28 protein-coding genes and 1 riboswitch are annotated in these 24,342 nt (G+C 69.6%); of the genes, 3 read left to right on the top strand and 25 right to left on the bottom strand.

The window, feature by feature from the left end; translation table 11 throughout:
- Positions 1-50: 50 nt before the first annotated feature.
- A riboswitch (TPP riboswitch) is annotated at positions 51-156 on the bottom strand.
- A 35-nt stretch (positions 157-191) separates the two neighbouring features.
- Entirely contained in the window at positions 192-1,298 is a 1,107-nt protein-coding gene (gene rlmN / locus PBV52_RS34815; protein ID WP_274243780.1) for a 23S rRNA (adenine(2503)-C(2))-methyltransferase RlmN, read from the bottom strand.
- A 132-nt stretch (positions 1,299-1,430) separates the two neighbouring features.
- On the opposite strand from rlmN, the gene PBV52_RS34810 reads away from it, so the two are divergent.
- On the top strand, positions 1,431-1,775 hold the full coding sequence (locus PBV52_RS34810) for a hypothetical protein (protein WP_274243778.1): 345 nt from the start codon (positions 1,431-1,433) through the stop codon (positions 1,773-1,775).
- Between the two features lie 8 nt (positions 1,776-1,783).
- Here PBV52_RS34810 and PBV52_RS34805 read toward each other — a convergent pair whose 3' ends face one another.
- The 6 genes from PBV52_RS34805 to rpsB all read right to left on the bottom strand — a co-directional run bounded on the left by PBV52_RS34805 (position 1,784) and on the right by rpsB (position 7,100).
- Positions 1,784-2,233 carry an SRPBCC family protein gene (locus PBV52_RS34805; protein WP_274243777.1) on the bottom strand — a complete coding sequence of 150 codons (450 nt, stop codon included), beginning with the start codon at positions 2,231-2,233 and terminating at the stop codon, positions 1,784-1,786.
- Positions 2,234-2,337: 104 nt separating this feature from the next.
- Positions 2,338-3,495: a phosphatidate cytidylyltransferase gene (locus PBV52_RS34800; protein ID WP_274243776.1), complete on the bottom strand. Its 1,158-nt coding sequence runs from the start codon at positions 3,493-3,495 to the stop codon at positions 2,338-2,340.
- Positions 3,495-4,052: a ribosome recycling factor gene (gene frr, locus PBV52_RS34795; protein WP_030943211.1), complete on the bottom strand. Its 558-nt coding sequence runs from the start codon at positions 4,050-4,052 to the stop codon at positions 3,495-3,497. Before frr ends, PBV52_RS34800 begins: the two co-directional genes overlap by 1 nt.
- A gap of 169 nt (positions 4,053-4,221) precedes the next feature.
- The gene (pyrH, locus tag PBV52_RS34790) at positions 4,222-4,980 is read right to left on the bottom strand and encodes a UMP kinase (protein ID WP_274243771.1); all 759 of its coding nucleotides are present in this window, start codon (positions 4,978-4,980) and stop codon (positions 4,222-4,224) included.
- Between the two features lie 196 nt (positions 4,981-5,176).
- Positions 5,177-6,013, bottom strand: a complete 837-nt coding sequence (tsf, locus tag PBV52_RS34785) for a translation elongation factor Ts (RefSeq protein ID WP_274243769.1) — start codon at positions 6,011-6,013, stop codon at positions 5,177-5,179.
- Positions 6,014-6,191: 178 nt separating this feature from the next.
- Entirely contained in the window at positions 6,192-7,100 is a 909-nt protein-coding gene (gene rpsB, locus PBV52_RS34780; protein ID WP_274243768.1) for a 30S ribosomal protein S2, read from the bottom strand.
- A 282-nt stretch (positions 7,101-7,382) separates the two neighbouring features.
- On the opposite strand from rpsB, the gene PBV52_RS34775 reads away from it, so the two are divergent.
- Entirely contained in the window at positions 7,383-7,985 is a 603-nt protein-coding gene (locus PBV52_RS34775; protein WP_274249779.1) for a murein hydrolase activator EnvC, read from the top strand.
- 292 nt (positions 7,986-8,277) lie between these two features.
- Here PBV52_RS34775 and PBV52_RS34770 read toward each other — a convergent pair whose 3' ends face one another.
- The 18 genes from PBV52_RS34770 to proS form a co-directional block, all read right to left on the bottom strand.
- Positions 8,278-8,835, bottom strand: coding sequence for a TetR/AcrR family transcriptional regulator (locus PBV52_RS34770; protein WP_274249778.1), 558 nt, complete (start codon positions 8,833-8,835; stop codon positions 8,278-8,280).
- Between the two features lie 95 nt (positions 8,836-8,930).
- The gene (whiG, locus tag PBV52_RS34765) at positions 8,931-9,773 is read right to left on the bottom strand and encodes an RNA polymerase sigma factor WhiG (protein ID WP_274243766.1); all 843 of its coding nucleotides are present in this window, start codon (positions 9,771-9,773) and stop codon (positions 8,931-8,933) included.
- Positions 9,774-10,077: 304 nt separating this feature from the next.
- A complete protein-coding gene (dprA, locus tag PBV52_RS34760) occupies positions 10,078-11,238 on the bottom strand; it encodes a DNA-processing protein DprA (RefSeq protein WP_274243764.1) in 1,161 nt (386 codons plus the stop codon).
- On the bottom strand, positions 11,235-12,860 hold the full coding sequence (locus PBV52_RS34755) for a YifB family Mg chelatase-like AAA ATPase (protein ID WP_274243762.1): 1,626 nt from the start codon (positions 12,858-12,860) through the stop codon (positions 11,235-11,237). Before PBV52_RS34755 ends, dprA begins: the two co-directional genes overlap by 4 nt.
- A gap of 1 nt (position 12,861) precedes the next feature.
- Positions 12,862-13,224, bottom strand: a complete 363-nt coding sequence (locus PBV52_RS34750; RefSeq protein WP_274243761.1) for a YraN family protein — start codon at positions 13,222-13,224, stop codon at positions 12,862-12,864.
- A 147-nt stretch (positions 13,225-13,371) separates the two neighbouring features.
- Entirely contained in the window at positions 13,372-13,680 is a 309-nt protein-coding gene (locus PBV52_RS34745; protein WP_003965949.1) for a DUF2469 domain-containing protein, read from the bottom strand.
- A 56-nt stretch (positions 13,681-13,736) separates the two neighbouring features.
- A complete protein-coding gene (locus PBV52_RS34740; protein ID WP_274243711.1) occupies positions 13,737-14,339 on the bottom strand; it encodes an NUDIX hydrolase in 603 nt (200 codons plus the stop codon).
- Entirely contained in the window at positions 14,329-15,105 is a 777-nt protein-coding gene (lepB, locus tag PBV52_RS34735; protein ID WP_274243709.1) for a signal peptidase I, read from the bottom strand. The genes PBV52_RS34740 and lepB (PBV52_RS34735) overlap by 11 nt, the downstream gene beginning before the upstream one ends.
- Positions 15,106-15,245: 140 nt before the next feature.
- Complete coding sequence (lepB, locus tag PBV52_RS34730; protein ID WP_274243707.1) at positions 15,246-16,214, bottom strand: signal peptidase I; 969 nt, start codon at positions 16,212-16,214, stop codon at positions 15,246-15,248.
- Entirely contained in the window at positions 16,102-17,193 is a 1,092-nt protein-coding gene (gene lepB / locus PBV52_RS34725) for a signal peptidase I (protein ID WP_274243705.1), read from the bottom strand. The genes lepB (PBV52_RS34730) and lepB (PBV52_RS34725) overlap by 113 nt, the downstream gene beginning before the upstream one ends.
- On the bottom strand, positions 17,186-17,902 hold the full coding sequence (gene lepB / locus PBV52_RS34720) for a signal peptidase I (protein WP_274243703.1): 717 nt from the start codon (positions 17,900-17,902) through the stop codon (positions 17,186-17,188). Before lepB (PBV52_RS34720) ends, lepB (PBV52_RS34725) begins: the two co-directional genes overlap by 8 nt.
- Before the next feature lie 60 nt (positions 17,903-17,962).
- Entirely contained in the window at positions 17,963-18,313 is a 351-nt protein-coding gene (gene rplS / locus PBV52_RS34715) for a 50S ribosomal protein L19 (RefSeq protein WP_274243702.1), read from the bottom strand.
- Between the two features lie 133 nt (positions 18,314-18,446).
- Positions 18,447-19,280, bottom strand: coding sequence for a tRNA (guanosine(37)-N1)-methyltransferase TrmD (trmD, locus tag PBV52_RS34710; protein ID WP_274243700.1), 834 nt, complete (start codon positions 19,278-19,280; stop codon positions 18,447-18,449).
- The gene (gene rimM, locus PBV52_RS34705; RefSeq protein WP_274243698.1) at positions 19,280-19,831 is read right to left on the bottom strand and encodes a ribosome maturation factor RimM; all 552 of its coding nucleotides are present in this window, start codon (positions 19,829-19,831) and stop codon (positions 19,280-19,282) included. The genes trmD and rimM overlap by 1 nt, the downstream gene beginning before the upstream one ends.
- 124 nt (positions 19,832-19,955) lie before the next feature.
- Positions 19,956-20,195, bottom strand: a complete 240-nt coding sequence (locus PBV52_RS34700; RefSeq protein WP_003973401.1) for an RNA-binding protein — start codon at positions 20,193-20,195, stop codon at positions 19,956-19,958.
- Positions 20,196-20,197: 2 nt separating this feature from the next.
- Complete coding sequence (gene rpsP / locus PBV52_RS34695; protein WP_274243681.1) at positions 20,198-20,617, bottom strand: 30S ribosomal protein S16; 420 nt, start codon at positions 20,615-20,617, stop codon at positions 20,198-20,200.
- Positions 20,618-20,971: 354 nt separating this feature from the next.
- Positions 20,972-21,568, bottom strand: a complete 597-nt coding sequence (locus PBV52_RS34690) for a hypothetical protein (RefSeq protein ID WP_062709177.1) — start codon at positions 21,566-21,568, stop codon at positions 20,972-20,974.
- A gap of 261 nt (positions 21,569-21,829) precedes the next feature.
- The gene (proS, locus tag PBV52_RS34685) at positions 21,830-23,245 is read right to left on the bottom strand and encodes a proline--tRNA ligase (protein ID WP_274243680.1); all 1,416 of its coding nucleotides are present in this window, start codon (positions 23,243-23,245) and stop codon (positions 21,830-21,832) included.
- 198 nt (positions 23,246-23,443) lie between these two features.
- Between proS and PBV52_RS34680 the strand changes: the two genes are divergently transcribed.
- Positions 23,444-24,340, top strand: coding sequence for a class I SAM-dependent methyltransferase (locus tag PBV52_RS34680; protein ID WP_274243679.1), 897 nt, complete (start codon positions 23,444-23,446; stop codon positions 24,338-24,340).
- The last annotated feature ends 2 nt before the right edge of the window (positions 24,341-24,342 follow it).

The raw sequence follows: 24,342 nt of genomic DNA, 5'->3' as shown, positions 1-24,342 counted from the left end.
GACGCGGCCCTGCCCGGAACCTCTGGAAGTCTCCGGGCAGGGCGCAACAGCTCGAGTGGTGACCGATCTCCCTACCCAGAATGACCTGGGCCAGGTTCGGAGGGTCTGCGGCCGGTGCCGCACTCTCAGCGCTGTGGCGCTCCCCTGTCGGAATATGAAGATGTACTTACTGCGATCTTACGGGGGTCAGACTACCGCTCGGTCGCCGCGAGCTGCCCACACGCCCCGTCGATCTCCTGACCACGGGTGTCCCGAATGGTCACCGGCACACCATGGGCGGCGATGGCCTCGACGAACGCCTTCTCGTCCTCGGGCCGGGAAGCGGTCCACTTCGAGCCGGGCGTCGGGTTGAGCGGAATCAGATTCACATGCACCGGCTTGCCCTTGAGCAGCCGCCCGAGCCGGTCACCACGCCAGGCCTGGTCATTGATGTCCCGGATGAGGGCGTACTCGATGGACAGCCGACGGCCCGACTTCTGGACGTACTCGAACCCGGCGTCGAGCACCTCGCGCACCTTCCACCGCGTGTTCACGGGGACGAGGGTGTCGCGCAGCTCGTCGTCGGGCGCGTGCAGCGAGATGGCGAGCCGGCACTTGAAGCCCTCGTCGGCGAACCGGTGGATGGCCGGGACGAGCCCGACCGTCGAGACAGTGATCCCACGCTGGGACAGCCCCAGCCCATCGGGCTCGGGATCAGTGAGCCGCCGGATGGCCCCCACCACCCGGTTGTAGTTGGCGAGCGGCTCCCCCATCCCCATGAAGACGATGTTGGAAAGCCGAGCAGGCCCCCCAGGCACGTCCCCGTCGCGCAGCGCCCGCATCCCGTCCACGATCTGATGCACGATCTCGGCGGTGGACAGATTCCGGTCCAGCCCCGCCTGCCCGGTCGCACAGAACGGGCAGTTCATCCCGCACCCCGCCTGCGAGCTGATGCACATGGTCACCCGGTCCGGGTACCGCATCAGCACCGACTCGACAAGCGTCCCGTCGAACAGCCGCCACAGCGTCTTGCGCGTGTCGCCCTGGTCGGTCGACAGATGCCGTACGACGGTCATCAGCTCGGGAAACAGCTCCTCCCGCAGCTTGGCGCGCGACCCGGCGGGGATGTCGGTCCACTGCTCCGGGTCATGCGCGTACCGCGCGAAGTAGTGCTGCGAGAGCTGCTTGGCACGAAACGGCTTCTCGCCGATCGCAGCGACGGCGTCCTTACGCTCACCGGGCGTGAGGTCGGCAAGGTGCCGCGGCGGCTTCTTGGCTCCGCGGGGGGCGACGAATGTGAGTTCTCCGGGCTTAGGCATGGCCGTACCAGTGTCGCAGATCCACTGGTGTAGCCCGCTCCACCATGGACCCGGGGGATCACTCCCTCGTGGCGGCGGTCGTACGACGGGATGGTTGCTGGCAACCGCAGCCCACCCGGAAGGAACCGTTCCATGGCCGCCGATCGCCGACGCCGTCCCGCCGCCCGCGCCTCCGTCCTCGCCTCCGCCCTGGCCGCAGTCGCACTCACCACCGGTCTCGCCACCGGCTGCGACCCCGCCGACAAGTCACTGGGGGACTGTCTTCAGCAGGCCGACGTGATCGCCGACAGCCTCAAAGGCAGGCACCTCGACGAGATCGACATCACGACGGACGACGACAAGGTCGGCCCCGCGGTCGACGACCTGAACCAGGCGATCGAGGACTACAACGAGGCCGTCCTGAACGGCGACACCGACCCGGACTCGAGCAGGATCGACGACGCGGCCGAGGAGCTGAGGGACGTCTGTGCGTCGTAGGTGCGGGACTAGTCGGTCGTGCGCTCCAGCCGGTCCTTGAGGAGTTGCTCGTCGCGGGGCAGTTCCTTGCGCACCTGGGGGCGGACGACGAGTGGCACCAGGAGCTTGCCGACGCCGTGCCCCTCGAAGTCGATGTCGATCGTCACGCGGGAGCGCCGCCCGTCGTCGAGCGGCTCGATCGCGCCGTGGGAGTGTGGCCTGACGGGACCGTCGATCCCGTGCAGATTCCAGCTGCGCGGTGGATCGAGCTCGTCGAACTGCACGGTCATCGGAATCTCGCGGTTTCCGATGCGCCTGGTGACCCGCACCCGGGAGCCGGAGTGGAGCGGTCCTGGGTCGAGCTGTTCGGCCGAGACGGCGCTCAGCTGCCATTCCGGCAGGTGGGACGGTTCGGTGACATACGCGTAGACCTCGTCCGGCGTGCAGTCCACGTCGATGACTTCTCGGATGGCGGTCATGATGACCCCTTTGAGTGTCTTCGATGGCGTACACGGGAATCGTCCCACAAACCAAGGAGCCCCCGCTCTGCAAGAGCGGGGGCTCCCAGGCGTTGACCGATCCGTCAGCCCGACCCCACGAAGAGAACCAGCAGCAACCACACAACAGGCGCCGTAGGCAGCAACGAGTCCAGCCGGTCCATGATGCCGCCATGCCCCGGCAGCAACGTGCCCATGTCCTTGATGCCCAGGTCCCGCTTGATCATCGACTCGCCGAGGTCGCCGAGCGTGGCGCTGGCCGCGACCGAGAGGCCCAGCAGCAGGCCCTGCCACCAAGTGCCGTCGTCGATCAGGAACTCCATGCACAGCGCGCCCGCCACCATCGCGAAGCTCACCGCGCCGAGCAGGCCCTCGCGGGTCTTGCCGGGGCTGATGCGCGGGGCGAGCTTGTGCTTGCCGAAGCGCCAGCCGACGGCGTACGCGCCGGTGTCGCTGACGACCGTCAGGAGCAGGAACGTCAGAACGCGGAACGCCCCGTCCTCGGCGGTCAGCATCATCGCGACGAACGTCGCCAGGAACGGCACGTAGAACGCCGCGAAGACGCCCGCGGTGACGTCCTTGAGGTAGCCCTCCGGGGGCTCTGTCATCCGCCAGACCAGTACGGCCAGCGCGGTCAGCGCCATCGACACCCAGGCACCCTCGGCGCCCCGGACGTACCCGGCGACGACCATGGCCGCACCGCCCAGCGCGAGCGGGACGAGCGGCGCCTTGATGCCCTTGCGCTCGTCGAGCCGCTTGGTCAGCTCCCACAGGCCGACGACGACGGCGACCGCGACAACGCCGACGAACACGGCCTTGACGACGAACAGCGACGCGATGATCACCACACCGAGCCCGATACCGACCCCTATGGCCGCGCCCAGGTCGCGCCCCGCGCTCTTCTTCTGCGGCTGGGGCGCCGGCTGCGGGGCGTCGGGCATGGGCTCCGGATTCTGCGGCGCCGCCTCGGAGGGCCGCGCCTGCGGCGTGTCGTAAGGCCGCGTCTGCGGCGGCCGGTTGCTGAACGAGGGGCCGCTCAGCCGAGCGGCCCCCCGGTCGTCATCCTGGTCTCCGCCATACGCGGGTACGTCGGGCACGATGGGCATGGGGCGAGTCTGCTGCGCCTCAGGCGCATCGTACGCGGGACCCGCCGGGGCAGCCCCCTGGACAGGTCCACGCTCGGCGGCCCCCCAGTACCCGGCTTGCCCGGCTTGTGGCGGTGCCCCCCAGGAAGAGTCGTTCATCAGACCTCGAGCAGCTCCGCTTCCTTGTGCTTGAGGAGCTCGTCCACCTGGGCCACGTACTTGTGGGTGGAGTCGTCGAGCTCCTTCTCCGCACGGCGGCCCTCGTCCTCGCCGACCTCGCCGTCCTTGATCAGCTTGTCGATGGCGTCCTTCGCCTTGCGGCGCACGGAGCGGATGGACACGCGCGCGTCCTCGGCCTTGCCCTTGGCGACCTTGATGTAGTCGCGGCGGCGCTCCTCGGTGAGCTCGGGGAACACCACTCGGATGATGTTGCCGTCGTTGCTCGGGTTGACGCCCAGGTCGGAGTCCCGGATCGCCTGCTCGATGTTGCGCAGCGCGGTCTTGTCGAACGGGGTCACGACCGCCATGCGCGGCTCCGGCACGGAGAACGAAGCCAGCTGGTTGATCGGCGTCGGCGCGCCGTAGTAGTCGGCCACGATCTTGTTGAACATCGCCGGGTGCGCACGACCGGTGCGAATCGCGGCGAAGTCCTCCTTGGCGACCACGACGGCCTTCTCCATCTTCTCCTCGGCCTCGAGGAGGGTCTCTTCGATCACCACTTGCTCCTGCGTGTCTTGAGTAAAGGCCCGGCTGCGGTTCCTGCGTGGGGGCGGCGGCCGGCTGCGTCGCGTCTTCTTCCTGCACGGTTCCCGACCGGCAGGACATTGTCCATCCCCCGGTCAGGGTCCGTCCCGTCCGTCGCCCGGACGGGCTTGCTCTCGGGCGTCAGCCCTGGCTGCCCTGCTCACCCACAAGCGTGCCGATCTTCTCACCCTTGACGGCGCGCGCGATATTGCCCTCCGCCAGAAGCTCGAAGACGAGGATGGGGAGCTTGTTGTCCCGGCACAGCGTGATGGCGGTCATGTCGGCGACCTTGAGGTCGCGGGTGATGACCTCGCCGTAGCCGAGGGAGTCGAACTTGACGGCGTCCGGGTTGGCCTTCGGGTCGGAGTCGTAGACCCCGTCCACCCCGTTCTTGCCCATGAGAAGCGCCTCGGCGTCGATCTCCAGGGCGCGCTGGGCGGCGGTGGTGTCGGTGGAGAAGTACGGCATGCCCATACCGGCGCCGAAGATGACCACGCGGCCCTTCTCCAGGTGCCGTACGGCGCGCAGCGGGATGTACGGCTCGGCGACCTGGCCCATGGTGATGGCGGTCTGGACCCGGCTGTCGATGCCCTCCTTCTCCAGGAAGTCCTGGAGGGCGAGGCAGTTCATCACGGTGCCGAGCATGCCCATGTAGTCGGAGCGGGCCCGGTCCATGCCGCGCTGCTGGAGTTCGGCGCCGCGGAAGAAGTTGCCGCCGCCGATGACGACCGCGATCTGCGCGCCGTCGCGTACGACGGCGGCGATCTCGCGGGCGATCTTGTGCACCACGTCCGGGTCGACGCCCAGGCCCCCGCCGCCGGAGAAGGCCTCTCCGGAAAGCTTCAGCAGAAACCGGCCGGGTACTTTGCCGTCGTCGCTCTTCTGGGCCTTGGTGGTCATCGAGATCCCGCCTTTGTTACGTGGTGCACATACGAAGAAGGCCATTGCCGGTTGGGGTGTGTTTCGCATCCCATGCGCGGCAACGGCCTCCTCGTCAGATCTGCTGTCGTCCGTCACGCGCGCGTGCGAGGTGACGGCGTCCGCGGACGACTTGCCCTCGACCTTATCGGGGTCGGGCGTCGATCGCGGTACGGACTCAGATGCCGACCTTGATGCGCGAGAAGCGCTTCAGGGTGACACCGGCCTCGTCCAGAACCTTCTGGACGGACTTCTTGTTGTCGAGCGCGTACGGCTGGCCGAGCAGCGTGGCGTCCTTGAAGAAGCCGTTGAGGCGACCCTCGACGATCTTCGGCAGGGCGGCCTCGGGCTTGCCCTCGGCGCGGGTGGTCTCCTCGGCGACGCGGCGCTCGGACTCGACGACCTCGGCCGGCACGTCCTCCTTGGAGAGGTACTTCGGCGCGAAGGCGGCGATGTGCTGGGCGATGCCCTTGGCGACCTCGGCGTTCGGCTTGTCCAGCTCGACGAGGACACCGATCTGCGGGGGCAGGTCGGGCATCGTGCGGTGCATGTACGCGAGCACGAAGCCGTCGCTGTACTGCGCGAAGCGGTCCAGGACGATCTTCTCGCCCAGGTTGGCGTTGGCCTCGTCCACGAACGCCTGAACGGTCTTGCCGGCCTCGATCTCGGAGGCGAGCAGAGCCTCGATGTCGGCCGGGGAGGTCTTGGCGACGTGCTCGGCGATCGCGGTGGCGACGGCCTGGAACTTGTCACCCTTGGCGACGAAGTCCGTCTCGCACTTCAGCTCGACGAGGACACCGGAGGAGTTGTCGTCAGCGATGATCGAGACCACAGCGCCGTTCTCGGCGGAGCGGCCCTCGCGCTTGGCGACGCCCTTCTGGCCCTTGATGCGGAGCGCCTCGACGGCCTTCTCGACGTTGCCCTCGGCCTCGTCCAGCGCCTTCTTGCAGTCCATCATGCCGGCGCCGGTGAGCTCACGGAGCTTCTTGACGTCAGCGGCGGTGTAGTTCGCCATGAGTCTGTGAATCTTTCTCGAAGTCTGGAAGATCGAAGATCTACGGGGTCTGCGGCCCCCATTGAAGGCGGAAGCCGCTGACCTTTCGTCGACCTACGGGTGAACGGCGGGAGCGGACTTCACCGCGCCGGAGGCGCTGTTGGATTCAGTACCGCTCCCGCCGTCAACGCTGACGGTGTCAGGCCTGCTCGCCCTCGGCGGCCGGAGCCTCAGCGGCGGGGGCCTCGGCAGCCGGAGCCTCGTCGGCGGGGGCCTCGGCGGCCGGAGCCTCAGCGGCAGGGGCCTCAGCGGCGGCCGGGGCCTCGTCGGCCTTCTTCTCACCCTCGAGCAGGTCGCGCTCCCACTCGGCGAGCGGCTCGCCCGCGGCCTTCTCACCCTTGTCACCGGTGGCGACGCGAGAGCGGGAGATGAGGCCCTCGGCGACGGCGTCGGCGATCACACGGGTGAGCAGGGTGACGGAGCGGATCGCGTCGTCGTTGCCCGGGATCTTGTAGTCGACCTCGTCGGGGTCGCAGTTGGTGTCGAGGATGGCGACAACCGGAATGTTCAGCTTCCGGGCCTCACCAACGGCGATGTGCTCCTTCTTGGTGTCCACGATCCAGACGGCGCTGGGCACCTTCTGCATCTCGCGGATACCACCGAGGGTCTTCTCCAGCTTGGCCTTCTCGCGCGAGAGCACGAGAAGCTCCTTCTTGGTCAGACCGGAAGCGGCGACGTCCTCGAAGTCGATCTGCTCGAGCTCCTTGAGGCGCTGCAGACGCTTGTAGACGGTCGAGAAGTTGGTGAGCATGCCGCCCAGCCAGCGCTGGTTGACGTAGGGCATGCCGACGCGGGTGGCCTGCTCGGCGATGGCCTCCTGCGCCTGCTTCTTCGTGCCGACGAACATGACCGTGCCGCCGTGGGCGACGGTCTCCTTGACGAACTCGTAGGCGCGGTCGATGTACGACAGCGACTGGAGCAGGTCGATGATGTAGATGCCGTTGCGCTCCGTGAAGATGAAGCGCTTCATCTTCGGGTTCCAACGACGGGTCTGGTGACCGAAGTGGACGCCGCTTTCCAGCAGCTCCCGCATCGTGACGACGGCCATGGCCGTATCTCCTTGAATGTTCTCGGTTGTGCCGCGGATGCCGGACGGCTTCCGCGCCTGACGCCCACATGCGCCGTGCCACGAAGGACCGAGGGGCGCTGATACGGACCGTTTCCGGTGGTCGTATCGGGGCGTGCGAAGTCGACCCGGTGACCCGGATCGCCAGAAGAAGTGTACGGGACCCGCGGGGCCCCGGGTGACGCCGCTGTCCACAACCCGGGAGTTATCCACAGATCCCGGCCATGATCAGCTCGTATGCGCGAGGGTTCCGGCATGCGAGAGATGCGATGCGCGAGGACGGCAAGGGCATGCAGGCGGCTGGTATTACTGCTGCTCCTGACGGCGACCGTCCTGCTGACACCAGCCCCACGGCTCACCCCGACCGCCACGACCGCACCCGCCGCACCTGCCCCGGACCCGACCGCGCCAACGGTCGGCCGAGCATGGCCCGTGGGGCTGCGTCCCCCGATCCTCCGCGGCTGGGAACCCCCGGCGACACCGTACGGCCGCGGCCACCGGGGCGTGGACCTCGCCGCCCCGGCCGGGGCACCGGTACGGGCTGTGGCGGCGGGCCGTGTGTCCTTCGCCGGCCGGGTGGCGGGCAAGGGGGTGGTGTCGGTGGAGCTGACAGGGACGGGGGATCCGCCGCTGCGGGTGACGTACGAGCCGGTGCGGGCGGTGGTGGAGAAGGGCGACGAGGTGGAGGCAGGGGAGGTCGTGGCCACGGTGGAGGCGACCGGCTCGCACTGCACGGGGACGTGCGTGCATTGGGGCTTGCGGAGAGGCGAGACCTATCTGGACCCCCTCACGCTGCTGCCACCGTGGCTGCTGCGCAGGGGGCCATCGAGACTGCTGCCGGTGCTGGGCGTGCCGTTGCCAGGCTGACTGGCAGCCGTCGCAGCAGCCGACTGCGCACGACCGGACGCGGCCCTCAACCCTGCCCGTCGGGCCAAGCCGCAGGCAGTCGCGCTGTTGGGGCGGCTCCCGACCCAGAGACCCAGAGAAGGGCGGCACCCCGCCGGCGCCGGGTTGCGCGACGCCCCGGCCCCGGCCTCAGCCCGGCACCGGCCTCGACGCGGGGGGGGGCGGCCGAGAGCGACACCGGGTTACGCAACCCACCCACGCCCAGCCCTCAGCCCTCAGCCCTCAGCCCTCAGCCCTCAGCCCTCAGCCGACGTCAGCCTCGAACGCCCCGCAGCACCATGGAAACAGCCGCATCCGTGATCGTCGCAGGCTCCTCCGCCGCGCCCAACTCGATCCGCCGCACAGCCGCATCCACGACGCCCTGCAACAACATCGCCGCCAGCCGAGGCTCCCCGTGCCCCATCTCCGCCAGCGCCTCGACGATCATCGCGACCAGCCCTCCATGCGCCGCCCGGATCTTCTCCCGAGCCCCCGCATCCAGCTCGCTCGCGGAGATCGCCACCACGGCCCGATGCCGCCGGTCCCCGACCAACGCGAGTTGCTGCCGCACATACGCCTCGACCTTGCCCTCGGCCGTCGACTCCCGCTCCATGGCCGCCGAGACTTCCGCGGCCCACACGGGAAAGTCGACCTCGCACAGCTCCTCGACCACGGCGGCCCGCGACCGGAAGTACTCGTAGACGGACGACCGCGCGAGCCCCGTCCGCTCGGCAAGAGCCGGGAAGGTCAGCGCCTCCGTCCCACCCTCGGACAACAGGGAACGAGCCGCGTCCAGCAGGGCGGCTCGCTGCATCGACCGGTGCTCGGCCACGGAGGCCGCTCGAATCCTTGGCACGTCAACCACTCTACGGACGCGCCACCCCCGACGGGAGTGTCTCCGCCGAACCCCACCCTCATCACGCCAGGTCAACGCCCGAAGCCGGCCAGTTTCGCGCGCAACTGCAGCACGGACTTGGTGTGGATCTGACTCACCCGGCTCTCGGTCACCCCCAGCACGTTCCCGATCTCGGCGAGCGTGAGCCCCTCGTAGTAGTACAGCGTCACCACGGTCTTCTCCCGATCGGGCAACGTGTTGATCGCCCGCGCCAGAAACCGCCGCAGCTCCCGGTCCTCGGCCACCTCCACCGGATTGTCCGCGGCGGTGTCCTCCAGCGTGTCCATGACGCTCAGCCCGTCGCCGCCCTCACCGCCGCCGTGCAGCAACTCCTCCAGGGCCACCACGTTCGCCAGCGACAACTGGCTGAAGACCGCGTGGAGTTCGTCCACCGCGATCCCCATCTCGACGGCCACCTCCGCCTCCGTCGGCGTCCGCCGCAGCCGCGCCTCCAGCGTCGCGTACGCCCGCTCCACGTTCCGCGCCTTCTGCCGCACCGACCGTGGAATCCAGTCCAGAGCCCTGAGCTCGTCGATCATCGCGCCGCGGATCCGGGTGATCGCGTACGTCTCGAACTTGATCTCCCGATCGATGTCGAACTTCTCGATCGCGTCGATCAGCCCGAAGACCCCCGACGACACGAAGTCCGCCTGCTCCACATTGGGCGGCAGGCCGACGCTCACCCGGCCTGCCACGTACTTGACGAGCGGCGAGTAGTGCAGGATCAGCTGCTCGCGCAACCGCTCGTCCCCCGTCGCCTTGTACGACCGCCACAGCTCGTCGAGCGTCGAGGGAGCGGGCGGTCGCACGCTGCCACCGTCGCGGGCGGCTGGGGGGATCGCCGCCCGGTCGGACCCGGAGGTGTGCTGGGGCATTCGTTGCCTTGTGCCGTTCTGCCGTGAAGTGGGGGTGCTTGGGGGGAGCTGTCGGTCTGTGGTCGCGCTGGTGCCGTGCTGGGGCCTTCCGGTGTCGAGGTGCCGGTCTGCGCCGGAATCCTCGTGAGCGTAGCGTGACTGCAGCGTCGCGGTGCGCGAAGGGCGGAGCACAAGCCGTACGCAGATACGTTCCGCTGGACGCCCCGCCAGGTCATATCGATCGCTCTACGTGATCACCCGAACACCCCAACTGGGGGAATTCACAAGGGCGTCCGTGTTCCCCCGTACGGCCGAACACGCTCGGTCAACATCGACTCCGACCGGCGTGAACAGAGATCATCGCCTGGCGTGTCAACTTCCAGCCGTCGCCGTGTCGTTCGACGTAACCAAGTGAGCGGAGTTCGTACAGTCTCGCGATCGCGTCGTCCTCGGTGGTCTGCGCACCGCGTGCGATCTCGTCCGCCCGCGCCGCGTGACGGCCGGGCAGCGCGGCCAGGACTCTGCGCGCCCCCGGTTCCAGCAGATCGCGCGGCAGGACGGGCCCACGCCGCTCGGGCGCCAGCTCTCCCATGTCGCCCACGAGCTCGACGACCTCGGCGGCATCGCTGACCAGCACGGCATCGCCACGCAGGAGCTCGTGCACACCTGCGGACAGCCCACTGGTGGCCGGGCCGGGAACGCCCATCGTGTGACGTCCCAGCCGCTGTGCCGCCCGGGCGGTGACCAGCGACCCGCTGCGATGGGCGGCCTCCACGACCACCGTGCCCCGGGTCAGCGCCGCGATCACCCGGTTGCGCACGATGAACCTGCTGGGCGTCGGATGATCCCCCGGTGGCAGTTCCCCGATCACGAGCCCCTGTTCCCCGATCCTGTTGATCAGCTGGGTGTGCCCGCGTGGATAGGGCCGGTCGACGCCGCAGGCGAGCACGGCGACGGTGGCCCCGCCGGCGCCGAGGGCACCCCGGTGAGCGGCACCGTCGACCCCATAGGCGCCGCCGGACACGACCACCCACCCCCGCTCGGCTAGCCCGCCGGCGAGGGTGGCCGCCATGTGCGCCCCGTACTCGGTACAGGCCCGCGCCCCGACGACGGCCACGGACCGCAACGCCCACATCCGCAGACTGGCCCGTCCCCGCACCCACAGCCCGACGGGCCGCGCGTCCCCGAGATCATCAAGCTGCCCCGGCCACTCGACGTCCCCCGGACGCACGAACCGCACCCCGGCCTCCCGGGCGACGGCAAGCTCCCGCCCGGGCTCGGCCCGCACCGCCCGAGCCCGTAACCCGTCCCACCGCTTGTAGCTCACCCCCGGCAAGGGCTCCACTCCCTCCCGTAACCGCCGTACCACTTCCGCCACCCCGTACTCCCGCACCCACCGCCCGGCCACCTCGTCACCGGGCTCGACGACCCGACTGAGAAACACGCGGCCGAGCAGTTCCTCGTCCGACTCCTCGCCTCCGTTCACGTCAGCGCCCCGATGGCCATGGGTACGCCGCGCGGCACGCCGGTGCGCAGTTGCAGTGCCAGGGCGACGTCCGTCGCGTCTGGCCGGTCGTGACCGACGAGGTCGGCGACGGTCCAGGCGACGCGCAGGACGCGGTCGAGCCCGCGGGCGGTCAGTACGCCGCGCTCCAGGTTCCGTTCCGCCTCGTCCATGGCGCCGGTCGAGGCGTACCAGCGGCTGCGCAGCTCACGTCCGGGGACCTCGCTGTTCGTCCGCCACGGCGTACCGGCGAGCCGGGCCGACGCCCGCTCCCGGGCTGTCCGCACCCGCTCTGCGACCGTCGCGGTGGATTCGCCCCGTGCGCCGCGCTCGGTCAGCTGGGCGCGCGTGACACGGTCCACCTCGACCCGGAGGTCGACCCGGTCGAGCAGCGGACCGGACAGCCGGGCCTGATAGCGGCGGATCGCCGAGGGCGGGCACTCGCACATGTCGTCCATCTGGGAGAAGCGGCCACAGGGGCAGGGATTGGCCGCCAGCACCATCAGGAACTTCGCCGGGAAGCGCACCACGCCTGCGCTGCGCGCGATGACGACGTGCCCGGCTTCCAGAGGCTGTCGCAGGGCGTCGAGGGCCTGGCTGGTGAACTCCGGCGTCTCGTCCAGGAAGAGGACACCCCGGTGGGACAGCGACACCGCGCCGGGCCGCGCGATGCCGGGACCACCGCCGACGAGCGCCTGCATCGTCGCCGAGTGGTGCGGGGCGCAGTAGGGGGCCACGTCGATCATGGGCTTGCCCGGAGGCAGCAGCCCCGCCACCGAGTGCACCGCCGTGACCTCCAGCGACTCCTCCCTGCCGAGCCGGGGCAGGATGGCCGGCAGCCGCTCCGCGAGCATCGTCTTGCCGGCGCCGGGCGGCCCCTCCAAGAACAGGTGATGCCCGCCCGCGGCGGCGACCTCCACGGCCGTACGCGCCGACATCTGGCCCACCACATCGGCAAGGTCGTGCCCGTGGTCCGGCTGGGCGGCGCCCATGCTGTGCATGCCGGTGGCCGCGCCCGTCCCCGGCACGCGCAGACCCGCGAGCAGCGGGTCCGGGCGGCCCTGATCGTCGGGTTCCTCGTCGGGCACGGGTTCGTCCGCGAGGACGGCGATCAGCTGGCGCAGGCTGCGCACTCCCAGTACGGACACACCCGGCACCAGCGAGGCCTCGGCCGCGGCGCACTCCGGGACGACCACCTGCTCATACCCGGCGTCGGCCGCGGCCAGCACGGCGGGCAGGATGCCCCGGACGGGACGCACCCGTCCGTCCAGGCCGAGCTCTCCGATCATCACGATGTCCGCGAGAACCCGCGGGTCGATCCGCTCGGCGGCACCGAGGACGGCGCATGCGACGGCCAGATCGAAACCGCTGCCCGCCTTGGGCACCGATGCCGGGCTGAGCCCGACGGTGAGCTTCTTCTGCGGCCACTCGCCACCCGAGTTCACGACGGCCGCCCGGACCCGGTCCCGGCTCTCCGACAGGCTCTTGTCCGGCAGCCCCACCAAGGTGAACGCCGCCACCCCCGGCTCCAGGTCCGCCTGAACCTCGACCACGACCCCCTCGACACCCACCAGGGCCACCGAGCACGTACGCGCGAACCCCATGTCAGGCCACCCCCCGCACGTGCTCGACCACGGGCGCGCCGCGGTCGGGCAGGACGATGCCGACCACGTCGATACGGACGCCTCCGGGTGGCGCCCCGCCGTGAGCGTGGATCCAGCGTTCCGCGAGGCCTCGCAGCCGATGTGCCTTCTCGGGCGTGACCGCGGCCATCGGATGCTCGTAGCCGCTGGTCCTGCGGGTCTTCACCTCACAGACGACCACCGCGTCGCCGTCCCTGGCGACAATGTCGATCTCTCCGGTCCTGCCACAGCGCCAGTTGCGCTCCAGAACCGTCATCCCAGCCTCGACCAGCCGCCGCGCGGCCAGTTCCTCGCCGTACCTGCCGAGCGCACTGCGTGCGTTCATGTCGGCACCACCTCCGGCGCCAACAATGAGGCCGGCTCAGCGAGCTATTGGATCTTGGTGGACAAGTCCGCGACTGTGGATAACTTCCTCACCCATGCGGGTGAAAGTCACCGAACATCACCGAACATCACTGAGCGTCATCACACATCACCCGCCCGGCAGTTCCAGATCACTCTTGTTCAGCTCCTCGATGTTCACGTCCTTGAACGTCAACACCCGAACCTGCTTCACGAACCGCGCCGGCCGGTACATGTCCCACACCCAGGCATCCGCCATGGACACCTCGAAGAACACCTCACCCTGGACGGAGTGCACCTGCATCTCGTAATCGTTCGTCAGGTAGAAGCGCCGCTCGGTCTCGATCACGTACTTGAACAGACCGACGACGTCGCGGTACTCCCGATAGAGCTTGAGCTCCATCTCGGTCTCGTACTTCTCGAGGTCCTCGGCGCTCATGGCATGTTCCCCTTCAGCCGTGCGATCCCACCATTGTGCGCCAGTCCCGTCAGCACCTAGACAATTTCGGGGTCAAGGGTCACGGGCCCGGCGGGGGGACCTTCGTCGAGCAGTGTGCGCAGCAGCTCGGCGAGTCTGGTCGGATACACCGTCTCATGTGCCCGGGCAAGTTCCCGACACGTCCACCAGCGCGCTCCGGCGACGCTGCGCCGCTCCAACTCGGTGAGCCCCATGGGCCGGGTCGCCGTCTGTGTCGTACGGGCCAGGTAGTACCACTCGTCCTGGTCCCAGCGGCGTCCCGCGAACGGGAAGGAGCACCTCCGCCGCCACAGCACAGGACCGAGTTCGACCTCCGTGATGCCGGTCTCCTCGGCGAGTTCCCGCAACGCGGCTTGCGCACGGCTCTCGTCGCCCTCGACGCCGCCGCCCGGGGTGAACCACCAGTCGTCGGCCGGATCCTCCGGCTCGTGGCCGTGCAGCAGCAGAATGCGGTCCTGCGGGTCGAGCAGCACCACCCGGGCGACCTTGCGCAACCCGCCCTCGTAGGAGTCCCCGTACGCGCTCTCCCCCGCACCGGCCGCGCCGTACGACCCGGTCGCCGGGCCTGTCTCGCAGTACGACCCGCTCCCGTGCCCCATGCCCGGCGCCTCAGCGGGCACCCGCGGGCTCCGTCCGGGGCTTGGCGCGCTTGGCCGACCTGTTCGCGATCGGCCCGTACGCCCCACCGCCCAGGACCAGCACACCGCCCACGACGATCAGTGCGACGACCGTCCGCAGCGGCCCCGGCGACGACAGCGCGCCGAGTCCCTCGAAGCCGGTGGGGCGCTCCAGCATGCCGCTCATGGGCCATACGACGGCGTCCACCCGGGCCGACACGGCGCTGCGCGCGACGGTACCGCGGGCGGCGTCCGTGAGGTGGGCGGTGGAGTCCAGGGAGCCGCTGCGCTCGTCACCGAGCAGGAAGAGCCTGCCCTTCGGCACCGTCACGGTCGGGAAGTCCTGGATCTCGGCCAGGCTGTCCTTGGCCAGATAGGGTTCGTCGATCTGCTTGCCGTTGACGGTCAGCTTGCCGTCGGTGCAGCAGGCGACCGTGTCCCCGCCGACGGCGACCACACGCTTGACGACGGGCGCGTTGGACACCCACGTCTTGTCGGTGAAGACGACGACGTCACCACGGCGAACCTCACCGCCGTCGAGGCGCTGGGCCAGCACCCGGTCGCCCGCGTCGATCGTCGGCGCCATCGAACTGGTGGGCACGGTGTACGGCCGGTAGAGGACCGCTCCCCAGGCGAACCCGCCGAGGAACAGCAACAGGCCCAGCGCCACGGCCAGCCCGGACAACCGCTGTCCGGTCCGGCTGCCCGCCGGGCCCCTGCTCGCGCCACTCTCGCGCGGCGCCGTACGTGTCGTGCTCTCGCCACCCATGGGTCCGCACCCTACCGGGCGGTACCGACACCGGGCAGCCCCTCCTGAGCGCCCGAGGTCACCGGCACGGCAAAGCTTTCCCAAGTTCGCCGCCCCAGGATGGTCAACGGGAAGGGCGGCAGCAGGAGGGCGCCTGGCGGTCAGCGCGTCTCGGCCGCCTTGATCCGCTGCCGGCGCCACAGCACCAGCGGTACCGCACCCGCCAGGGCGAGCCCCTGCGGTGCGGCCGTCCGGGCGGCGGAGCGGGCGTCCAGGTTCTGCTCGAAGGTGTCCGGGACCGGCAGGTTGTCCCAGCGGTTGATCGGCCAGGCGATCACGATGGCGCGGCCGACTACCTCGTCGACGGGGACCATGCCGTGGTTCTTGTCGGACTGGTTGTAGCGCGAGTCGCGGGAGTTCTGCCGGTGGTCGCCCATGACCCAGATGGAGCCCTTGGGGACCTTCACCTTGAACTGGCCGCCCTGGTCGTCCTGGCTGCAGGGGGTGTTGCCCGGGTAGACGTACGGCTCGTTCAGCGCCTTGCCGTTGACCTTCAGCGGGCCCGTGCGATTGCACTCGACGGTGTCGCCGCCGACGCCAACCACGCGCTTGATGAGGTCCTTCTCCTCCGCGGACGGCATCAGGCCGATCCAGCTGAGGAAGGTCTGCAGCGCGTTGGGGTCGGGGGTGGGCTCACCCGCCAGCCAGTTGTCGGGGTCGTGGAAGACGACGACCTCGCCGCGCTCGGGCTCGGAGCCGAACCAGGGGGTGAGCTTGTCGACCAGGACACGGTCACCCTGCTGAAGGGTGTTCTGCATCGAGTCGGAGGGGATCGAGAACGCCTGCACCAGGAACGTCTTGATCAGCAGCGCGAGGACGAGCGCGATGCCGATCAGGATGGGCAGCTCCTTCCAGAAGGAGCGCTGCTTCTTCGGCGTGGGGGAAACCCCTCCCGACCCCTGCTCGTCGGTCGGGGGCTGCCCGCCCGACCCTTCGCCGTCGCCGGCCGCTCCGGGGTCATTCCCGGAGGTCACGGCGCCGTCCGCGGCCGGGTCGGCTGCTCCCACGGGGTGTCCGCGGTGCTCCTCGCCGTCGTGCCCGGATCGTGCGCCAACCGCCACATCCCCCACGCCAACTCCTTACTCTGTGCCGCTGCCTGCCCCATGCGCGGCGCAGGCCCACCACTCCCATAACGAGCGGGAGTTCCGCAGGGGTCGGGAGTTGGATCGTTCCGTTCGAATCGTCGGAAGCAACCCTATGCGACAGCTGGACAGACGCGGTCGACCCGGTCGCCGAGTCGGACAAGGAAGCGTAGGTTTTCGGTTCCTCCAGGGAGGTCCAGTGACCGAGGGGCCAGGCGATGACCATGGCCCGCCCCACCACCTCGTCCTCGGAGACCGTGCCGCCGTAGTCCTGGTCCTGGTGCGAGCGGGAGTCCGCCGAGTTGGCCCGGTGGTCGCCCATCACCCACAGCCGGCCCTGCGGGACGGTGATGTCGAACTGCGCGTTGGAGGGGGCGTTGCCGGGGTACAGATAGTCCTCGTTCAGGGGAACGCCGTTGACGGTGACCCGCCCTTGCGTGTCACAGCACTTGACGCGGTCGCCGCCGACGCCGACGACCCGCTTGATGAGGTCCTTCTCGTTGTCGGACGGCAGCAGGCCGATGAAGGTGAGCGCCTCCTTGACCTGCTTGATGACGACGGGGTCCTCCTTCTTCACCGTCGTCTGCTCGTCCTGGAGCCAGCCGCCGGGGTCCTTGAAGACGACGACGTCCCCGCGCTGCGGCTCGGAGCCGAACCAGGGCGTGAGCTTGTCGACCAGGACACGGTCGCCGATCTGGATCGTCTGCTCCATGGAGCCGGACGGGATCACAAAGGCCTGGACGAGGAAGGTCTTCAGGACGAGCGCTATGAGGACCGCGACGCCGACGAGGAGGGGTATCTCCTTCATCGCGGAGCGCCTGCGACGGCGCTTGACCTTGCGCTGGAGCTTGCGCCGCTCCGCGCGCGTACGACCGCCGCTGGGGCTGGCGGCGCGCCGGGCACCGGTGGGCAGCAGATTGTCGGCGGCGCTGGCGGGCACGCCGCGCGGCTTGCCACGGTTACCCATGCGCACCGCCCGCTGCAGGCACGCGCGCGTAGGCGTCCGGACGGTGCAGGCGGGTCCAGTGGGCGGTCGGCCATACGATCCAGTCGGCACGGCCGATGACGTCACCGACCGGGACCATCCCGCCGCCGGGCGAGCCCAGGTGGTCGCGGGAGTCGCTGGACTCGCTGCGATGGTCGCCGAGGACGAACAGGGTGCCGTCGGGCACGACGACGTCGAACGGCACCGTCGACGGGCTGTCGCCGCGGTACAGGAACGTCGACTCGTCGACCGACCGGCCGTTCACCTGGATCCGCCCCTCCTTGTCGCAGCAGACCACGTGGTCTCCCCCCACACCCACAACGCGTTTGATGTAGTCGGCATCCCCGAAATACCCAGTTCCGTCGAACACGACAACATCACCGCGCCGCGGCTCGGCACCGAAACGGTACGCCAACTTATTTACGAGAACGCGGTCGCCGATCCTCAATCCGGACTCCATGGATCCGCTGGGAATCTCGAACGGCCGCAGCACGAACGTGTTGAGCAGCAGCAGAAACCCCAGGAAGACCAGCAGGGTCAGGCTGATTCGCCCGCCCGGGAGCCACTGGGTGATCCGCGACACCAACGCGAAGCGCGACCGTCCCTCCTGACCCTCTGTGTCCGAGATCTCCTCGGAATCGGAAGGGCGGGAGGAGCGGTCGCGCTCCGTCGGCTGTGCTTCGGTGTCCATCGGGGCCAGATGTTATCCGGCCCCGCTTTGAACCCCGTGGGGGCGAGCCCCCTGAAGCGCTCAGTTCTCGCGCTTCTCCTTGATCTTCGCCGCCTTGCCGCGCAGGTCGCGCAGGTAGTACAGCTTGGCGCGGCGAACGTCACCCTTGGTGACGAGCTCGATCTTCTCGACGATCGGGGTGTGCACCGGGAAGGTGCGCTCGACGCCCACGGAGAAGGAGACCTTGCGGACCGTGAAGGTCTCGCGCACGCCGGCGCCCTGGCGGCGGATCACAACGCCCTTGAACTGCTGCACACGGGAGCGGTTGCCCTCGATGACGCGGACGTGGACGTTGACGGTGTCGCCCGGGCGGAAGGCCGGGACGTCGCTGCGCAGCGACGCGGCGTCGACGGTGTCGAGCAGGTGAGCCATTTCTTCTGCTTTCTTCGCCCATGCCACAGGTCATAGGCGGGAGCTAGGTGTTCGTGAGGATGCTGTCCGTGTCGGGGCGGGCGTCGTGTCCCCCTGTGGCAGGGGCGCACGCCGGACGACGCACAACAGCGACTTATTCTTCCACGCCCTCTGTCCTGCGCCAAAATCGGCCGAACCGTTCCCCCTCCGGGTCGGGCATCCAGCCCAGGATGGAGAGCATCTCGCGGTCCTTCTTGTCGAAGGCCTTGGGGTCGCAGCGCTCTATGAGGTCGGGCCGGTTGGCCGTCGTACGTCTGAGCGCCTCGTCACGGCGCCAGCGGGCGATCTTGCCGTGATGGCCGCTGAGCAGCACGTCGGGGATGTCCCGGCCGCGCCACTCGGGCGGCTTGGTGTAGACGGGGCCTTCGAGGAGGTTGGCCATCGCGCCGGGCGCGAAGGAGTCGTCCTGGTGGGACTCCGCGTTCCCCAGGACCCCGGGCAGCAGGCGTGCCACGGCCTCCGTGATGACCAGTACGGCCGCCTCGCCACCGGCGAGGACGTAGTCGCCGATGGACACCTCGTGGACGGGCATACGGGTGGCGTACTCGTCGATGACGCGGCGGTCGATGCCCTCGTAGCGAGCCGGCGTGAAGATCAGCCAGGGCCGCTCGGAGAGTTCCACGGCGAGTTCCTGGGTGAAGGGACGGCCGCTGGGGGTGGGGACGATCAGGGTGGGCGCGCCGGAGCCCGTCTCGTAGCCGTCCGCCAGGACCGAGTCCAGCGCGTCGCCCCAGGGGTCGGTCTTCATGACCATGCCGGGGCCGCCGCCGTACGGGGTGTCGTCGACCGTGTTGTGGCGGTCGTACGTCCAGGTACGGAGGTCGTGCACATGGACGTTCAGCTGCCCACGCGCGCGTGCCTTGCCGACGAGGGAGACGTTCAGGGGCTCCAGGTACTCCGGGAAGATCGTGACGACGTCGAGCCGCATCAGCCCTCGGCCTCCGCGTCGCGCGAGGAGGCGACCTCCGCCCGGTCGTCGATCAGGCCCGGCGGCGGGGAGATGACCGCCCGCTGCTCCTCCAGGTCGATCTCGGTGACGATCTCCTCGACGAAGGGGATCATCACCTCGCTCCCGTCGGACCGCTCGACGATGAAGAGGTCCTGGGAGGGCAGGTGCGCGATCTCGGTGATACGGCCGACCTCGACGCCGTCCTTCGTCACCACGTCGAGGTCGATGAGCTGGTGGTCGTAGTACTCGTCCTCTTCCTCGGGCAGCTCGTCCGGGTCGATCTCGGCGATGAGGAGGGTGTTGCGCAGCGCCTCGGCGGCGGTGCGGTCCTTGACCCCCTCGAAGCGCAGGAGGAGACGGCCGCTGTGGACGCGGCCGGTCTCGATGGTGAGCGGGCCGACGGGGGCCGGGTCGGTGGCCAGGACGGCGCCGGGAGCGAGCCGCAGTTCCGGCTCGTCCGTACGGACCTCGACGGTGACCTCGCCCTTGATGCCGTGGGCACGGCCGATCCGTGCGACTACCAACTGCACTGTGCTTGCTCTCCTGTCAGACGACTGGCCGGTCGGACGACTGGCCGTACGGGACGGCCATACGACTACGGGCCGGGGACGGCCCAGTGGCCCTCCCCGGCCCGAGCCGGTGCTGCGTTCGGCGTCAGCGGACGTGGTCCACGTCGACGAGGTCGACGCGGACACCGCGACCGCCGATGGCACCCACGACGGTGCGCAGAGCGCGTGCGGTGCGGCCGTTGCGGCCGATCACCTTGCCGAGGTCGTCGGGGTGGACCCGGACCTCCAGCACACGCCCGCGACGCAGGTTGCGCGAGGCGACCTGCACATCGTCAGGGTTGTCGACGATGCCCTTCACGAGGTGCTCGAGAGCCTCCTCGAGCATGCTCAGGCCTCGGCCGACTCGGACTCGGCGGCAGCCTCGTCCTTCTTCTCCGCCTTCTTCTTCTGGGTGATCGCCTCACCCTTGCCCGCGTCGTCGCCACCGAGGGCCTCGAACGACGGGCGCGCCTTCTTCGGCTCGGCCACGAGCAGCGGAGCCGGGGCGGGCTCGCCCTTGAACTTCTGCCAGTCGCCGGTCTTCTTCAGGATGGCGAGCACGGGCTCGGTCGGCTGCGCGCCGACACCCAGCCAGTACGCGACACGGTCCGCGTCGACCTCGATGACCGACGGGTTGTACGTCGGGTGGTACTTGCCGATCTCCTCGATCGCACGGCCGTCACGACGGGTGCGGGAGTCGGCGACGACGATGCGGTAGTGAGGCGAACGGATCTTGCCCAGACGCTTCAGCTTGATCTTGACTGCCACGGGAGTGGGTTCTCCTGGATTTGACGTGGTTGGGCACGGCGAGATTGCCGCGTGGGGTTGCGGTACCCGAGTGCCCGATGGACGCGTCAGCCGGAGGAGAGAGGGGTCCTGTGCGACTGTCGAGTACAGCTAGCCATTGTGCCACACCCTGCGGGTCCCTTCCGGCCGAGGGGGGCGGCGGTGTGCTCGGGCATGCCTGAGAGGCACCCGGCGTAAAGGTGCCGTTGAAGTCGCCGCGCAACCCGGCGGTGACGGGGTGCCGCCGAGCCAGAGCGGCACCCCGGCGCCGCGCGTACCGAGGCGCCATGTGGTCCGACCGGCAGCCACGAGATGCCGGTACTGGACACCTCGCGATTACGCCGCGCCCACGACCTCCGGGATCCGGAACGGCTTCCCGCAACCGCCGCACACGATCGGCGCCTGCGCCAGCACCGACGGAACGACCCGGACGTTGCGCCCGCAGTCGCAGACCGCCTTGACGCGGACGCCGCCTCCGGAGGAGCCGTGGCGGGCCGCCGGGCCGCGGAAGGTCCGGCTGGTGTCGGCGGAGGTCGCCGCGGTGTGGGCCTTCAGGGCGCGCTGAAGGCGTTCGATGGTCGGACGGTAGCGGCGCTTGGCCTCGGGGTTGAGCGTGACCAGGGAGAAGCCGCTGCTCGGGTGCGGCTCCTCGGGGTGGTCCAGGCCCAGCTCCTCGGCGATGGAGAGGAATCTGCGGTTGTGGTAACGGCCGGCCCGGGAGGTGTCGCGGACGCCGCGCGCGGCGGCGATGCCATGGACTGCCTCGTGAAGCAGTCGCTCGAAGGAGAGCTCGTGACCGCACGCGGACGACGACTCCCCGATCAGGGACTCTGGCGCGGCGAGATCTGGCAGCTCGGGGTGGTACCGCTGAATGTCGGCCCACGCCTGTGCCAGCTCTGCGGCGAGAACAGGTGGTGTCTGTGTCGTGCTCACGTAATGACAACGAGCCGGAGTGCCGCTGTGTTCCGATTCCGGGCCATCCCAAATAATTTGCACGTACCCGTCAGTTGCGAATGATGCGCCCTGACGAGGGCGGGTGCGCCGATCTGCGGAGAAGCCTCACAGCTCATACCCAACCGGTGCGTAGCCTGACGTACGCGCCGGGGCGTACGCCCCGTCCACGCGCCGGTGCCGCTGCGGTGTGCGGATGCGCAAGAGGCGATTCGGCCGCTCTCGTTCCCCACGGGCGTCATATCAGTAAGCGCGCGCCACGACAGCGACGTTACCGGGAGCGTCTTCGGCGTCCGGCACCGACCCGTCCTCGGCGACCAGACACCGTACGGTCACCGCGTGCTCGGCCAGCCTGGCCTCGCCTTCTTCGCCGAGCGTCGCCCACGGGATGCGGGCCCAGCCGCCTGCGGTGGCCGCCTCGACGGCCTGCTCGATCGTCGACACTTCGGACGTGCGGGACTCACGGCGCTCGCGGGACTGCCGCAGCAGCAGCGCCTGGTCCTCTTCGAGGATCGTGGGGAGCCGCGCCGCCAGAGCGTCCAGGGCGACCGGCCCCTTGCCGCCCGGGATGCGGCGGGCCAGCATCGCCGTGCCGTTCTCCAGGTCACGGGGGCCGACCTCGACGCGGACCGGCACGCCCTTGAGCTCCCAGTCGACGGCGCGGCGACCGAACGGGACGTCTGTGCGGTCGTCGACCTGGACGCGGATGCCCGCAGCGCTCAGCTGATCGCCGATTTCACGGACCTTGGCCAGAACGGGCTCGTCCCCCTTGATCGCCAGCACGACCACCTGGACCGGCGCGAGCCGCGGCGGCACCCGCAGACCGTGGTCGTCGCCGTGCGCCATGATCAGGCCGCCGACCATGCGCGTGGAGGAGCCCCAGGAGGTCTGCCAGACGTGCTCCTGGTGCCCCTCCTTGGACAGGTACCGGGTGTGGAAGGCCTTGGCGAAGTTCTGGCCGAGTTCATGGCTGGTGCCCATCTGGAGGGCCTTGCCGTCGCCCATCATCCCTTCGAGGGTGAGGGTGTTGACGGCCCCGGCGAAGCGCTCGCTCGCGGTCTTGCGGCCCAGCACCACGTCGATCCCCAGGACGTTGACCATGAAGTCGGCGTACACGTCCTTGTGGATGTACGCGGCATAGTCCCGGGCGTCCTCGTAGGTGGCGTGTGCGGTGTGGCCCTCCTGCCAGAGGAATTCCGTCGTGCGCAGGAACACGCGCGGGCGCATCTCCCAACGCACCACGTTCGCCCACTGGTTGATCAGCAGCGGCAGGTCGCGGTAGCTCTGCACCCACTTCGAGAAGTACTCGTTGATGATCGTCTCGGAGGTGGGCCGGACGACGACGGGCTCCTCCAACTCCTTGCCGCCGCCGTGCGTGACGACGGCCAGCTCGGGTGCGAAGCCCTCGACGTGCTCGGCCTCCTTCGTCAGGTACGACTGCGGGATGAACAGCGGGAAGTAGGCGTTGGAGGCTCCGGCTCGCTTGATGCGGGCGTCCATCTCGGCCTGCATCCGCTCCCACAGCCCGTACCCGTACGGCCGGATGACCATCGTGCCGCGCACCGGGCCGTTGTCGGCCAGCTCAGCCTTGTTGATCAGGTCCTGGTACCAGCGCGGGAAGTCCTCCGCCTGCGGCGTGAGAACGGGTGCCTTTGCCATGGCGAGATCGTACGGGCCCACATTGCCGGAATGTGAATTCTCGCCACGGACGCAGGGAAGCCACAAGCAGGGCCCCGCGCCCCCTGGACGCGGCGTCGGGCGCGGAGTTTCCTGGCATACGGGGGGAGCGTGAGCGCATGCCACGGGGGCGACGGAATCGGACGCAGCGGTAACTCTCGGCGGATTGGGGCGCTTTAGATGACACCTACGCTCGTGCGTCAGCACCTGCCTCACGCGGGGGCGGCACCTCGCGTGGACCTGTGTGCACGCGCGCGTGACTGGTCCGAGATCCAGGAGCGGATGCTGGTTCCGCTCTACGAAGCCGTCTACGAGCGACTGCAAGTGGGCCCCGGCACCCGGCTGCTGGGCCTCGGCTGTGGCAGCGGGCTCGCTCTGGTGATGGCGGCGTCCAGAGGCGCGGCCGTCACCGGCGTCGAGCCCTCCTCCCCCGAACGGCTGGCCCTCGCGCGGCAGCGGTTGCTCCCCGAGGGGTGGGACACGCACGCGCGTGCCGACGCCCGGCTCGTCGACGACTCGTCCGACGACCTGGCTGCCGCGGCCGACGTCGAGACGCAGGCGGAGGCTCACTCGCAGACGCACACGCCCGCGTACACCCTGGTGACCGCCTTCGAACCCATCGGGTGCCTCGCAGGCGACTCCGAGGGCCTCGGCGAGGTGCTCGCGGCCGCGACGCCGCTCGCCGAGCGGGGGGCGCCCGTGGTGCTGGCCGGCTGGGGTCCGCCGGAGCGCTGCGCCACGTCGTCCGTGCTGCGCGTCGCCACCAAGTTGGCCGATCCCTTGCGCAGCACGGGCAGTTGGCGCCCCGCCCTGCGCGACGACCTGGAGGAGGTCGCCCAGCGGGCGGGCCTGAGGCCCGACGGTTCCGGGCGGGTGGCCTGCCCCTTCGGGTACGCGGACGTCGACAGTGCCGTACGGGGGCTGCTGTCGACGGGCTTGTTCGACTCGGCGATCGCGGCGACCGATCAGGTGCAGGTGGACAAGGAGTTGACGGAGGCGCTGCATCCGCATCTGCGGCCGGACGGGACGGTGTGGATGCCGAATGTCTTCCGGTACCTGATCGCGCGCGTGCCGTGAGC

Source organism: Streptomyces sp. T12 (genome assembly GCF_028736035.1).
In the GTDB taxonomy this organism is placed as follows: Bacteria; Actinomycetota; Actinomycetes; order Streptomycetales; family Streptomycetaceae; genus Streptomyces.
This window is presented reverse-complemented; position numbering and strand designations above follow the sequence as displayed.